Annotated in this window: 10 protein-coding genes and 1 riboswitch; of the genes, 3 read left to right on the top strand and 7 right to left on the bottom strand. The window is 65.0% G+C overall.

The window, feature by feature from the left end; all coding sequences use genetic code 11:
• Positions 1 to 20: 20 nt before the first annotated feature.
• Complete coding sequence (gene glnK / locus BM408_RS11475) at positions 21 to 359, bottom strand: P-II family nitrogen regulator (protein ID WP_007873831.1); 339 nt, start codon at positions 357 to 359, stop codon at positions 21 to 23.
• Between the two features lie 296 nt (positions 360 to 655).
• On the opposite strand from glnK, the gene BM408_RS11470 reads away from it, so the two are divergent.
• Positions 656 to 2,218 (top strand): YifB family Mg chelatase-like AAA ATPase, encoded by a 1,563-nt coding sequence (locus tag BM408_RS11470; RefSeq protein WP_092129980.1) that lies wholly within the window; start codon positions 656 to 658, stop codon positions 2,216 to 2,218.
• Positions 2,219 to 2,266: 48 nt separating this feature from the next.
• On the opposite strand, the gene BM408_RS11465 is transcribed toward BM408_RS11470, so the two are convergent.
• The 6 genes from BM408_RS11465 to BM408_RS11440 form a co-directional block, all read right to left on the bottom strand.
• Positions 2,267 to 3,583: an HdeD family acid-resistance protein gene (locus BM408_RS11465; RefSeq protein ID WP_139237335.1), complete on the bottom strand. Its 1,317-nt coding sequence runs from the start codon at positions 3,581 to 3,583 to the stop codon at positions 2,267 to 2,269.
• Between the two features lie 40 nt (positions 3,584 to 3,623).
• A complete protein-coding gene (locus BM408_RS11460) occupies positions 3,624 to 4,844 on the bottom strand; it encodes a M23 family metallopeptidase (RefSeq protein WP_175541762.1) in 1,221 nt (406 codons plus the stop codon).
• Between the two features lie 148 nt (positions 4,845 to 4,992).
• Positions 4,993 to 5,793: an outer membrane lipoprotein gene (locus tag BM408_RS11455; RefSeq protein WP_092129977.1), complete on the bottom strand. Its 801-nt coding sequence runs from the start codon at positions 5,791 to 5,793 to the stop codon at positions 4,993 to 4,995.
• A 239-nt stretch (positions 5,794 to 6,032) separates the two neighbouring features.
• Positions 6,033 to 8,786 carry a methionine synthase gene (gene metH, locus BM408_RS11450; protein WP_092130089.1) on the bottom strand — a complete coding sequence of 918 codons (2,754 nt, stop codon included), beginning with the start codon at positions 8,784 to 8,786 and terminating at the stop codon, positions 6,033 to 6,035.
• Positions 8,787 to 8,803: 17 nt separating this feature from the next.
• Positions 8,804 to 8,906, bottom strand: a riboswitch (S-adenosyl-L-homocysteine riboswitch).
• Between the two features lie 62 nt (positions 8,907 to 8,968).
• Positions 8,969 to 9,226 (bottom strand): hypothetical protein, encoded by a 258-nt coding sequence (locus BM408_RS11445; protein ID WP_139237334.1) that lies wholly within the window; start codon positions 9,224 to 9,226, stop codon positions 8,969 to 8,971.
• A gap of 56 nt (positions 9,227 to 9,282) precedes the next feature.
• Positions 9,283 to 10,329 (bottom strand): homocysteine S-methyltransferase family protein, encoded by a 1,047-nt coding sequence (locus tag BM408_RS11440; RefSeq protein WP_092129975.1) that lies wholly within the window; start codon positions 10,327 to 10,329, stop codon positions 9,283 to 9,285.
• A 68-nt stretch (positions 10,330 to 10,397) separates the two neighbouring features.
• On the opposite strand from BM408_RS11440, the gene BM408_RS11435 reads away from it, so the two are divergent.
• Together BM408_RS11435 and recQ are read left to right on the top strand one after the other, a co-directional pair.
• Positions 10,398 to 10,790 carry a rhodanese-like domain-containing protein gene (locus BM408_RS11435; RefSeq protein ID WP_092129974.1) on the top strand — a complete coding sequence of 131 codons (393 nt, stop codon included), beginning with the start codon at positions 10,398 to 10,400 and terminating at the stop codon, positions 10,788 to 10,790.
• A gap of 208 nt (positions 10,791 to 10,998) precedes the next feature.
• Complete coding sequence (recQ, locus tag BM408_RS11430) at positions 10,999 to 12,882, top strand: DNA helicase RecQ (RefSeq protein ID WP_092129973.1); 1,884 nt, start codon at positions 10,999 to 11,001, stop codon at positions 12,880 to 12,882.
• Positions 12,883 to 13,111: the final 229 nt, after the last annotated feature.

Genomic DNA, 13,111 nt, shown 5'->3' with positions numbered 1-13,111 from the left:
GCTGTTAGATAGGAAGCGCCTTACAGCGCCTCCTTGCCCGTTTCACCCGTGCGGATGCGCACAACCTGCTCGAGGTTGTAGACAAAGACCTTGCCGTCACCGATCTTGCCGGTGCGGGCAGCGCCCTCTACCGCTTCGATCACGCGGTCCACGAGGTCGTCGGAGACGGCTGCCTCGATCTTGACCTTGGGCAGAAAGTCCACCACATACTCCGCGCCGCGGTAGAGCTCGGTGTGGCCCTTCTGGCGGCCGAAGCCCTTGACTTCAGTCACGGTGATGCCTTGCACGCCAATACCGGACAGCGCTTCGCGCACTTCGTCCAGCTTGAACGGTTTGATGATGGCCGTTACGAGTTTCATTTTCAGGTTTCCTCCAAGGATGAAAAAAGAGGCTGCCTCTCGGGGCCGCCCCAGCTGCTTACAGGGTTCTGGTGAGCGTCACTCTCGTCATGAATGCTCCAGGGATGCCGGGAAAGGGTTGTTAAATCCAACGGAGTCTCCATAGCACGTACCGTGCCAAAGTAGCCGGCCTTATCGGCGGCAAGTCCACCTGTTCCCTGTCTTGCACGTTAGGCAGCTGTCATCTAAAACATGAGAAGCACCAGATTGGGGCGCGCATTGCGCACAACTTTGGAGCATCAACAGGGAGTTAGTCAATGAGCTTGTCTTTAGTGCGCAGCCGCGCCCTTTTGGGTCTGGAGGCGCGTCCGGTGCAGGTTGAAGTGCACCTGGCCAACGGCCTGCCCAGCTTCACGCTGGTGGGGCTGGCCGAAACCGAAGTGAAAGAAGCCCGCGAACGCGTGCGCTCGGCCATCCAGAACACCGGGCTGGAATTTCCCGCTAATAAAAGAATCACCGTCAACCTCGCGCCAGCCGACCTGCCCAAGGATTCCGGGCGCTTCGACTTGCCGATCGCCCTGGGCATCCTGGCGGCCAGCGGCCAGGTGGACGCCCGCAAGCTCGAAGGTTATGAATTTGCCGGGGAGCTGTCTTTGGGCGGCGACCTGCGGCCCGTGCGGGGCGCCCTGGCCATGAGCCTGGCGCTGGCGCGGCCTCATCACCGTGACCGCCCGGACCGCCCCGTAGCCGAAAAACTGCCCAAACTGGTGCTGCCCGAAGCCAGTGCGCAAGAGGCGGCCCTGGTCCCCGGCGCCGAAATCTTCCGGGCGCACCACCTGCTCGACGTCGTCCGGCAGTTTTTGCCGGGCGATGCCGCCGTGGAGGCCCTGGACGGCTGGGCGCAAGTCAAACCGCTGGCCCTGCCGACGCAATCGGCCTACCCTGACCTAGCCGATGTGAAAGGCCAGGCCGCCGCCCGGCGCGCCCTGGAGATCGCGGCAGCCGGCGGGCACAGCGTGCTCATGATGGGCTCCCCCGGCTCGGGCAAGTCCATGCTGGCGCAGCGATTTGCCGGTCTTTTGCCCGCCATGACGACCGAGGAGGCGCTTGAAAGCGCGGCCGTCGCCTCACTGGGCGGCCGGTTTTCGATGGACAAATGGGCGCTGCGGCCTACCTGCGCACCGCACCATACGGCCAGCGCGGTGGCCCTGGTCGGCGGGGGCTCGCCGCCGCGTCCGGGTGAGATCTCGCTGGCGCATCGCGGTGTTCTTTTCCTTGACGAACTGCCGGAGTTCCCGCGCGCGGCGCTGGAGGCCCTGCGCGAGCCACTGGAGTCCGGCGCCATCACCATCGCGCGCGCGGCCCAGCGCGCCGAGTTTCCGGCGCGCTTTCAGCTGATCGCGGCCATGAACCCCTGCCCCTGCGGTTACCTCGGCTCCCCTTTGCGCGCCTGCCGCTGCTCACCCGACCAGATCTCGCGCTACCAGGGCAAGCTGAGCGGCCCGCTGCTGGACCGCATCGACCTGCATGTGGAAGTCGGCGCGATGGCGGCCGATGAACTGGTGAACACGCCGCCCGGCGAGGCAACCGACGCCATCCGGGCCCGCGTCATCACCGCACGCGGACGCGCCATTGCCCGCCAGGGCGGCACCAACCAGGCGCTGGAAGGCCAGGCCATCGACACCCAGTGCCGGCTTGACGACGCTGCCGTCAAATTCCTCAACACGGCCGCCGCCCGGCTGGGCTGGTCCGGCCGCAGCATCCACCGCTGCCTGAAAGTGGCGCGCACGATTGCCGACCTGGCCGGCGCGCAGGAAGTCGCCGTGCCCCATGTGGCAGAGGCGGTGCAGTACCGCCGGGCGCTGAAGGCGGCGCATTAGGGCCGGCGCCGGGCGCGGCCACGGCTTTTTGCAATCAGCAGCGGCGTCTCAGTGCACGTGGCGCTTGCGCGTCCTGCGCGCCTTCCACCAGCGCGACAGGTGCACCTTCAGGTCTTGCCGCGGATGGGTGATGCGGCGAATGGCGCTGACGTAGTCGAGCGCAAGGCCGGGCGTCCAGGCGATGGACTCGGCGCGCACCCGGATGCTGCCGGCCAGCCACATGTCGGGGTGAAACGCCAGGCGCAGCAGCGTGCGCCAAAAGGGCTTGCCGGCAAACACGCCTTCCATGGCGGCGTCGATGGCTTCGGTGACGACCACTGAGCAGTTGCGGTGGGTGAGGTTGTAGGTGTCGTCTTGCCGGTAGGCCTCCCAGAACGACTGCAGGTGGCTGCGGTTGAACTGGCGAAAGCGGATGCGAAAGGTGGAGGGGCGCGTGGCGCCGGCCTCCTGCTCATACGACGGCAGCCACATGCCCGGGTGGTCGTTGCTTTCGGTGGCGCGTATCTGGTCGATGAGGTTGTGCTGGGTGATGGTGAGCCGCACGCGCGGGTGGTGGCTGATGTAGAGCTCGGGCCCGCACGCGAGCGCGACATGGCCGGTGGTGACGCTGCCCTTGCGTGACAAGGCCGCGATGTAGCGGTCTATCAGCGGCAGCCGGATGCGCTCTTCGCTCTGGTCGATGGCGGTCCAGACGTGTACCACCATCTGTTCGGCGGAGGGGCCTGCGCCCGTGGGCTGAACGAGCGGTGGCCGGGTGGTACCCATCTCGCGCTGCCTTTTATACAGCTCGATGGCCGCCAGCCGGGAGCCCGGCGGCAGGCGGTGCAGGCGCAAGGCCCCGCGCATCACCAGATAGCCGCCGGCCATCATCGCCATACCGGTGCAAAAAGACACGTTCATGCCCGAAGGCACGGGCCAGCTGGTGACCAGTAGCAACGCCATGACCAGGTAGCCCCAACCGATGGCGTTGGACATGCGCCAGTTGGGGTAGCGAATCAACAGGCTGGAGACGATGCGGATCAGCCCGTTGAAGGTAAAGGCCGCGGCAAACAGAACGCCCGCGGCAATCGAGTTGTCCCAGGGAAAGTCCAGCAGCAGGCAGGCAAACACCACCATGGCCGCGCCGCGCAGCATTTCAAAGCGCCGGCGCGCTCGCGTATGGGTGGCGCCTATGGCCAGCTCGACCAGGCCCTGCAACAGCAGCACGGCGCCGAACACCCAGCCGGCCATGTCGGCCACTCCGTCGAGCAGGTCGCCCAGCACCACGGCGCCCAGCAGCAACACAAGCAGGCCCGCCCCAAAAAAAATCTTCCAGCGCTTCACGAGCGCGTCGCCGCCAAAAAGAGTTAACGCAAGTCTGAACATATTGCTAGGGTTGCCGGCCGGGGCGCGCGGCGCTGGGGCTTCACTTCAATGAGGGGAAATCAACTACATAGCCGTTCATCGGCAGGGTGGCGCGCTGCACGGCCTGCTGCTGCGGCAGCGCCGTCCACATCACCTTGCCTTGCTCGGTCACGTCGTTGGCCACACCCCTGGCGGTGAACGCATCGATCACATAGGGCACGCCCTGCGATGACAAGGGGCCGATGCCGTCGGACACATGGAAGTGCAGATGCGGCGCGGTGGTGTTGCCGGAGTTGCCGAGCAGCGCCAGCACCTGGCCTCGCTTGACGCGGTCGCCCACGCGCACCTTGAGCGAGCCGGGTTGCAGGTGCGCATAAAACGCGTAGTAGCCGCGCCCCAGGTCCAGGATCACGTGGTTGCCTGTGACGTTCTGCATGGTGGTGTCGGGCGGCAAGGCGTTGGGCACGCGCTCGGGCAGGCCGTCGAGCACGGACACCACTTTGGCGTCCATCACCGCAATGGCCTTTTGGCCGTAGGTGGGCCAGTTTTCGTTTTTATTGCTGTCGCCGTTGCTTTGCTGCGAGTTCGCGTCGATCTTGATCCAGTCGATGGCAAAACGCTGGCTGACAAAAAGAACACCGTTGACCGGAATGCCGGCGCGGCGGTGTGGCACGTCTTTGCAGCAGCCATTGAAGGCCACCCAGCCCGTGCCTTCCAGCGGCGGGCCGATCAGCGGGGCGGGCCGGGTGCTGACGGAGACATTGCCGCCGGTTTGTGTGGTCTGGACGCTCCCATCGCCGGAGGTTTTGACGGCCGCCGTGAGTTTGACTTCCGGCCCGGAGCTCACTACGCGGTGCGACAGGACTTTCGGGATGGCCTGGCCGGGCTCCAGCACCACATCGATCCAGAAGAAGCCGGCTTGCGCGGGGCCTACGCTGTCGCCGGCGGCGCCGCCCAGCAATGAAAAGGTGGCCGCGATATCCGCGCCGGAGACGGTGGAGAGCACCTTGCCGGAAGCGGCATCAAGGACCTCGAGCGACACCAGCTTGACCGGCACGGCGCGCGCGTTGGTAACCTGCAGCTCGTAGTCGATATGCACACGGCCATCAGCGCCGCGAAAGGGGATGGGGCGCGAGGCGGCGCTGAGCAATACGGGGGTGTTCTGGTCGCGGGCGCCGGCGAATTCGAGATTGTCCAGCCCGGCTTTGGGGCCGGCCGCGAAGGCCTGAGAGCTGCCGGCAAACATGAGCGGGGCCAGCAGGAGCATGAAAAAGCGCCGCATGCGATCCTCCTTGTGATGGGCCGGATGATCATAGCGCCAAGCCGCCGCAGCGGCACTGGCTGAAAGGCCGCCGGCCAGAGGCAAAAAGCCCCGCAACGCGAGGGCCGGCGTTGCGGGGCTTTGGGGGATTCGGTGAAAAAACGAGCGCTTAGCGGCCGCCGCTGTAGTAAGGCGAAGGCGCTGGCTGGGTGGCGACCGGCGCTGGCGGAGGTTTGGGGCCATATACCGCGCCGTCATGGCTGCGCAGCACATTGCCTTCGACCGTCACGCGGCTGCCGACGGCCGGGGCCTGGGCGACTTCGACCAGACGCTGCGAGCCGTCTTCCATGCGCACACCGACCTGGTAGACGGTTTCCTTACGCACATGGCCTTCAATCGCGTTGCCGGCAAAGCCGCCACCGACGGCGCCCAGGATGGTGGCTGCCGTGCGGCCGCCGCCATGGCCGATCTGGTTGCCGAGCACCGCGCCCAGCACGCCGCCGGCCACAGTGCCGATGCCGACACCGGCGGGCTTGGTGGAGCGCTCGATCGGCGTGACCGACTCAATCGCGCCGCAGGAATGGCAGACCGCCATGGGAACGGGTGCGGGATACGGTGCAGGTGCGGGCGAAACGCCTGCATAGCTGGGTGCGGGCACCGGCTTGGGCGTGGGTTTGACCACCTTCTTGGCGGGCACCGGCGCGGGTTTGGCGGGTGCGGCGGTTGGCTTTTCGGCCAGGTCGTCGGCCGCTGTGGCGGCGGCCGCTGCGGGCGGCGTTACTGGGGCCGTAGCCTGCGGGCTGGCCAGTGCGACCGGCGCCGCTGCCGCGGGCGGGTTGCGCATCTGGTAAATCATGGTGGCGCCCATGGCCAGGACGGCCACGCCCAAAATGCCGACGGCGGCCCACAAGGGCTTGCTGGCCGACGAGGCCTGCTGGCCGGGCTGGAGAGTTTCGGTGGATGTATTCATGTCAATTCCCCTCTGGTGAAATCAGTTTTGTGGCTTGATGCCGGTTCAGCGCCGGCCTGACGACTGGCTACTACCAGTTAACGTTTCCCATGCCGCAAAGGTAAACACGCTCTTGAAGGCGGCTGTGTATTTATGTGAACGCAGGTTATTTTCCGGCAAAGTCGCCGTAAACGCGAATTACAACGGTAACCCGGGAATTTGGGGTTCCCGGGGCCGCTCAGAGACCCGGCGAAGCGGTCTCAAAGGTTGGGCGCGAGGAGGCGCTGCAACTCTTCGGCCTTGAGGCCGCGCCGTTTGGCCAGGTCCTGCAGCTGGTCGTCGCCGATCTTGCCGACGTTGAAATACGTGCTTTCGGGGTGGCTCAGGTAGAAACCGCTGACGCTGGCGGCCGGCGTCATGGCCAGGCTTTCAGTCAGGGCCATGCCGATGTCACCGGCCTTGAGCAGCTCGAACATCTCTTTCTTGACGCTGTGGTCCGGGCAGGCCGGGTAGCCGGGCGCGGGGCGTATGCCCTGGTACTTCTCGGCGATCAGCGCGTCGCTGTCCAGCGCCTCGGCCGGCACATAGCCCCACAAGTCCTTGCGCACCCGCTGGTGCAGGCTTTCGGCAAAGGCCTCGGCCAGGCGGTCGGCCAGGGCCTTGAGCATGATGGACGAGTAGTCGTCATGGTCGTCGAGAAAGTACTTTTCCTTTTTCTCGGCGCCTATGCCGGCCGTCACGGCAAAAACGCCGATGTAGTCGGCAATGCCCTTGGGCGCGACGAAATCGGCCAGGCACCGGCTGGGGCGCATCACGCCTTCGACCGCGGTTTTTTCGGTTTGCTGGCGCAGGCCGAACCAGGTCATGGCCACTTCGCTGCGCGACTCGTCGGTGTAGATCTCGATGTCGTCGCCCACGCTGTTGGCGGGGTAGAGAGCCATCACGCCGTTGGCGGTGAGCCAGCGGCCTTCGACCAGGCGCTTGAGCATGCGCTGCGCATCGGCATACACACGCACGGCCTCGGTGCCGACGACCTCGTCTTTCAAAATGGCTGGGAAGGGCCCGGCCAAGTCCCAGGTCTGGAAGAAGGGGCCCCAGTCGATGTACTGGGCCAGCTCCGTGAGGTCGAAGTTCTTGAACACGCGCCGGCCGGTGAACTTGGGTACAGGCGGTGTGTAGCCATCCCACTTCATGGGCGTGGCGTTGGCGCGCGCCTTGGCCAGCGGCCACATCGGCACCTGCTTTTTGTTGGCGTGCTGGGTGCGCACCTTGTCGTAGTCGGCGTAAAGCTCGTCGATGTATTTGGCGGCCTGGTCGGACAGCAGGCTTTGCGCCACGCTCACGCTGCGGGAAGCATCAGGCACGTAGACCACCGGGCCTTCGTAGTGCGGCGAAATCTTCACGGCCGTGTGCACGCGGCTGGTGGTGGCGCCGCCTATGAGCAGCGGGATCTTCCTGATGCGGAAATGGTCGTCCTTCTGCATCTCGGCGGCGACGTACTGCATTTCTTCCAGGCTGGGAGTGATGAGGCCGGAGAGGCCGACGATGTCTGCCCCCTCGACCTTGGCCATGGCAAGGATTTCATGGCAGGGCACCATCACGCCCATGTTGACGACTTCAAAGTTGTTGCATTGCAAGACCACGGTGACGATGTTCTTGCCGATGTCGTGCACATCGCCTTTGACGGTGGCGATGATGATCTTGCCTTTGGTCTTGACGTCGCCGCCGGCCGCCTCGAGCAGCAGTTTTTCGGCCTCAATATAAGGCAGCAAATGCGCCACGGCCTGCTTCATCACCCGGGCGCTTTTGACCACCTGGGGCAAAAACATCTTGCCCTGGCCGAACAGGTCGCCGACGATGTTCATGCCGTCCATCAACGGGCCTTCAATCACGTGCAGCGGCCGGCCGCCTTCGGCCAGGATCTCCTGGTAGACCTCTTCGGTGTCGGTCACGATGTGCTCGTTCATGCCGTGCACCAGCGCATGCGACAGGCGCTGGCGCACCGGCAGGGCGCGCCATTCGTTCTTCTTGCTGTCGTCCTTGGCGCCGCTTTTTGCGGTTTCAGCGACTTCGATCAGGCGCTCACTCGGCGTGAGCTCGGGCTCGCCGGGTTTGTAGACCGGCGTGCGGTTGAGCACCACGTCCTCGACACGCTCGCGCAGCACCGGGTCCAGGTCGTCGTACACGCCGACCATGCCGGCGTTGACGATGCCCATGTCCATGCCCGCCTGGATCGCGTGGTACAGGAACACGGTGTGGATGGCTTCGCGCACCGGGTCGTTGCCGCGAAAGCTGAAGGACACGTTGGACACGCCGCCCGAGACCTTGGCGCCGGGCAGGTTCTGCTTGATCCAGCGCGTCGCGTTGATGAAGTCGACCGCGTAGTTGTTGTGCTCTTCGATGCCGGTGGCAATCGCAAAGATGTTGGGGTCGAAGATGATGTCTTCGGGCGGGAAGTCCAGCTCGTCGACCAGCACGCGGTAGGCGCGCTCGCAGATCTCGACCTTGCGCTCGTAGGTGTCGGCCTGGCCTTTTTCGTCAAACGCCATCACCACCGCCGCCGCGCCGTAGCGCTTGAGCAGCTTGGCCTGGTGCTTGAAAGGCTCCAGGCCCTCTTTCATCGAGATCGAGTTGACGATGCCCTTGCCCTGGATGCAGCGCAGGCCGGCTTCGATGACGCTCCACTTGGAGCTGTCGATCATGATGGGTACGCGGGCGATGTCGGGCTCGCTGGCGATCAGGTTCAGGAAGCGCACCATGGCGGCCTGGCTGTCCAGCATGGCCTCGTCCATGTTGATGTCGATGATTTGCGCGCCGTTTTCCACCTGCTGGCGGGCCACGGCCAGCGCCTGCTCGTACTCGCCGTTGAGGATCATGCGGGCGAAGGCTTTGGAGCCGGTGACGTTGGTGCGCTCGCCGATGTTGACAAAAAGCGTGCCCTCGCCGACCTGCACCGGCTCCAGGCCGGACAGCTTCATTGGGGGGACAGTGACGGGATTTTCGATTTCTGGCATGCGCTTCACCTTCGGGGGCAAGGTGAGCGTCGTTGCAAAAAGTCTGCCGTGGGGGGCAAGAATCTTGAAAACCCAAGCCTGACGAAACCAGACGGCTTCGCTGCAACGCTCCTTGGGGATGGCACTATTTTAAGCGCTCGCGCCGCTCTGCGCCTTTCCTGGCCGGAAATTTCCGGCGGAGCTCAGGGGTCGCGCAGCTCCAGCAGCATTTGCTCGACCGCATAGCTGCAATCTTTGGGGCCGCGCAGGCAGTGCTGGGCTATAGGCGCCACTTCGACGTTTTTAGACGGCATGCCGGGCCGGTCGACCTTGAGTTGGCCCGGAGCGGGCACCGTCACCGTGTAATTGGGGTACTGGCCGGTGATCTTGCCGGACAGCAAGACATCCCAGGACGGCGGGCTTTGCCCACAGCCTGCGAGCAGAGCCAGACAGGCGAGCAACAGCCAGGAGCAGGTACGGGCCGCCTTTGCCGCAAGGCAAGGCGCCCCTCGGGCTCTCACGCCGCCTCGCGGTAGAAGAATTTGGTGGCCACCGCACGCGAAGCCACGGGCGCCACGGCGTTGGCAATCGCCTGGATGTGGTCGGGCGTGGTGCCGCAGCAGCCGCCCACAATATTGACCAGGCCTTCGTCGGCAAACTCGCGCAGCAGGCGCGAGGTCACATCGGGCGTCTCGTCAAAGCCGGTGTCGCTCATGGGGTTGGGCAGGCCGGCATTGGGATAGCAGCTGATAAAGGTGTCACCGGCCACGCGGGCCAGCTCCTGGATATAGGGGCGCATCAAGGTCGCGCCCAGCGCGCAGTTCAGGCCGATGGCCAGCGGCGCGGCGTGGCGCACGCTGTGCCAGAAGGCAGTGACGGTCTGGCCGCTCAGGATGCGGCCGGAGGCGTCGGTCACGGTGCCGCTGATGATGAGGGGCAGGCGCTCGCCCGAGTTGTCGAAGTATTCGTCGATGGCGAACAGCGCAGCCTTGGCGTTGAGCGTGTCGAAAATCGTCTCGACCAGCAGTACGTCGCTGCCACCCTTGACCAGCGCCTCGGTCTGCTCGTAATAAGCCTTGCGCAGCTCTTCAAAGCTGGTGTTTCGCGCGCCGGGGTCGTTCACGTCGGGGCTGATGCTGGCCGTCTTGGGCGTGGGGCCCAGGGCGCCAACCACAAAGCGGGGTTTGTCGGGGGTGGAGAACTTGTCGCAGGCGGCGCGCGCGATGCGGGCCGACTCGTAGTTCATCTCGATGGCGAGGTCGGCCATGTCGTAGTCGGCCTGGGCCACGGTGGTCGCGCCAAAGGTGTTGGTCTCGATCATGTCGGCGCCGGCCGCCAGGTAGCCTTCATGGATGTCGCGGATCACATCGGGCCGCGTGAGGCTGAGCAATTCGTTGTTGCCTTTCACATCCTTGTGAAAGTCCTTGAAGCGCTCGCCGCGGTACTGGGCTTCGTTCAGCTTGAAGCGCTGGATCATGGTGCCCATCGCGCCGTCAAGGATGGCGATGCGTTTTTCCAGGATGGCAGGCAGTTGTTGCCCGCGGGTGTAGGTGATCGGCTTCATGACGCCATTTTAAGAGGGGCTCCGTTTTGCGGCAGACTTTCCTCGACAATAGGGGTATTGACTGCATCATGAAAAATTTTCAACCCAAAGAAGCCTGGACCTGGCTGCAAGCGCACCCCGACGCCCTGTTTGTGGACGTGCGCATGGAGATCGAGTCGCTGTATGTAGGCCGCCCGCCGGGCGTGGTCAATGTGCCGTGGTACGAATACCCCGACCTGCAGCCCGACGCGCAGAAGTTCGCCAATGCCGTGGCGCGTGAAGCCGCGGCCAAGACGCAGCCGGTGCTGCTGATCTGCCGCTCGGGCAAACGCACGCTGGACGCCGGCAAGGCGCTGGAGGCGGCGGGCTTCTCGGATGTGCAGCATGTGGTGCACGGTTTTGAGGGTGAGCTGGATGAGCAGTTCCAGCGCTCCACGCTGTCGGGCTGGCGTTTTGACGGCCTGCCCTGGGAGCAGATGTAAAGCCAGCTTGACACAAGCGCCTTGCGGCCCGCCAGCGCGCGGTAGAGGCCTGTTTCAGGCATCAAATTGGCCTCCAGCCCAATAAGCACGAGCGCAAGCAGCTCCTGATTTCATAGTAGCAAGCCTGGGCCTTTTCAGCGCCCTTCCGCTCTTACCGGCTTCTCTCTTACTATCGGCCCTACCGCTTTCCGACCTTCCGGCACACCCCTTGTCTTCATTACCCGTTTCTTCCCCTTCCACCCCTTTGCATGTTCTTGGCGAGGTGTTCGGCTACGACAGCTTCCGCGGCCCGCAAGAGGCCATCGTGGACCACGTGGTGCGCGGGGGCGACGCGCTGGTGCTGATGCCCACGGGCGGCGGCAAGTCGCTGTGCTATCAGATCCCGGCCATCGTGCGGCAGCAGGCCGGCCATGGCGTGACGGTGGTGATCTCGCCGCTGATCGCGCTGATGCACGACCAGGTCGGCGCGCTGCATGAGGCCGGCGTGTCGGCGGCCTTTCTCAATTCCACGCAGACTTTTGACGAGAGCAGCCAGCTCGAAAAGCAGTTGCTGCGCAACGAGCTGACGCTGCTGTACGCCGCGCCCGAGCGCATCAACACGCCGCGCATGAAGGGCCTGCTGGCGTCGCTGCACGAGCGCGGCCTGCTCAGCCTGTTTGCGATTGACGAGGCGCACTGCGTGAGCCAGTGGGGCCACGACTTCCGGCCCGAGTACCGGTCGCTCAGCCTGCTGCACGAGACCTTTCCGGACGTGCCGCGCATGGCGCTGACGGCCACGGCCGACGCGCTGACGCGGCAGGACATGATCGAGCGGCTCAGGCTGGAAGACGCCCGCCAGTTCGTCAGCAGCTTTGACCGGCCCAACATCCGCTACACCATCGTCGAGAAGACCGACCCGACGCGCCAGCTGCTGCGCTTTATCGAGACCGAGCACGAGGGCGAAGCCGGCATCGTGTATTGCCAGTCGCGCAAACGGGTGGAAGAAATCGCCGACATGCTGCAGGACGCCGGCCTGAAGGCGCTGGCTTATCACGCAGGCCTTGACTCCGGCCTGCGCCAGCAGCGGCAGGACCGCTTTCTGCGCGAAGACGGCATCGTCATGGTGGCCACGATTGCCTTCGGCATGGGCATCGACAAACCCGATGTGCGCTTTGTGGCGCACCTGGACATGCCGAAAAACATTGAAGGCTATTACCAGGAGACGGGCCGCGCGGGCCGCGACGGCCAGAGCGCCGACGCCTGGATGGTCTACGGCCTGCAGGACGTGGTGAACCAGCGCCGCATGATTGACACCAGCGAAGCGGCGAGCGAAGAGTTCAAGCAGGTGATGCGCGGCAAGCTCGACGCCCTGCTGACGCTGGCCGAAGACACGCGCTGCCGCCGCGTCAGCCTCCTGGGCTATTTTGGTGAAGACAGCCAGCCTTGCGGCAACTGCGATAACTGTTTGAACCCGCCGGCGGTATGGGACGCCACCGAAGCCGCGCGCAAGATGCTCAGCTGCATTTACCGCGTGCAGCAGGCCAGCGGCATCAGCTTTGGCGCGGGCCACATCATGGACATCCTGCGCGGCAAAACGACCGAGAAGATGACCCAGTACGGGCACGACAAGCTCAGCACCTTCGGCATAGGCGCCGACCTGGCCGAGGCGCAGTGGCGCGGCGTGCTGCGCCAGCTGATTGCCCGCAACATGGTGCGTGTGGATGCCGAGGCCTTCAGCACCCTGCAGCTGATGCCCGATGCGCGCCAGGTGCTCAAGGGCGAAGTCAGCGTGGTGCTGCGCGAGCAGGCCGCAGGCGCCAAAGCCGGCAGCCGCAGCAAGCGTGTGACCAAGACCTCGGTCAAGGGCCTGGCGGAAGCCGCGCTCAATGCCGGCGCGCTCGAACGCCTGGCCCGCCTGAAGGCCTGGCGCGCCGAGGTAGCGCGCGAGCACAACCTGCCGGCCTTTGTCATCTTTCATGATGCGACGCTGCGCGCCATCGCCGAACGGGCACCCGAAACCCTGGCCGACCTGGACGGCGTCAGCGGCATCGGCGTGAAAAAAAGCGAAGCCTATGGCGCCGAAGTGCTTCGGGTGTGCGCGGCGACCAGCTGATCCTGGGACCAGGCTCAGGGTTATCCCTTGTAATGCGGCATCTCGAGATGGTGCGCGCGACTGTTTCGCGGGCACGCAGCGCCCGGCTTTGGGGCATTCCCTCCATCGCTGACCCTCGGCTGAACTGCGGCTAAACGCAGCAACAGCACCCGCTGCCAGCTTTCACACCAGAGTTCAAGCGCCCTCTCATGCCGCCCCGGCATACCGAACAATGGTTAAGCTCATGACC

This window comes from Polaromonas sp. YR568 (assembly GCF_900116715.1).
Taxonomy (GTDB): Bacteria; Pseudomonadota; Gammaproteobacteria; order Burkholderiales; family Burkholderiaceae_C; genus Polaromonas.
This window is presented reverse-complemented; position numbering and strand designations above follow the sequence as displayed.

What these genes read in the sequence shown, in the direction of transcription:
- glnK (WP_007873831.1), bottom strand. Translation starts at nt 359, where the DNA reads ATGAAACTCGTAACGGCCATCATCAAACCGTTCAAGCTGGACGAAGTG.
- BM408_RS11470 (WP_092129980.1), top strand. Translation starts at nt 656, where the DNA reads ATGAGCTTGTCTTTAGTGCGCAGCCGCGCCCTTTTGGGTCTGGAGGCG.
- BM408_RS11465 (WP_139237335.1), bottom strand. Translation starts at nt 3,583, where the DNA reads ATGTTCAGACTTGCGTTAACTCTTTTTGGCGGCGACGCGCTCGTGAAG.
- BM408_RS11460 (WP_175541762.1), bottom strand. Translation starts at nt 4,844, where the DNA reads ATGCGGCGCTTTTTCATGCTCCTGCTGGCCCCGCTCATGTTTGCCGGC.
- BM408_RS11455 (WP_092129977.1), bottom strand. Translation starts at nt 5,793, where the DNA reads ATGAATACATCCACCGAAACTCTCCAGCCCGGCCAGCAGGCCTCGTCG.
- metH (WP_092130089.1), bottom strand. Translation starts at nt 8,786, where the DNA reads ATGCCAGAAATCGAAAATCCCGTCACTGTCCCCCCAATGAAGCTGTCC.
- BM408_RS11440 (WP_092129975.1), bottom strand. Translation starts at nt 10,329, where the DNA reads ATGAAGCCGATCACCTACACCCGCGGGCAACAACTGCCTGCCATCCTG.
- BM408_RS11435 (WP_092129974.1), top strand. Translation starts at nt 10,398, where the DNA reads ATGAAAAATTTTCAACCCAAAGAAGCCTGGACCTGGCTGCAAGCGCAC.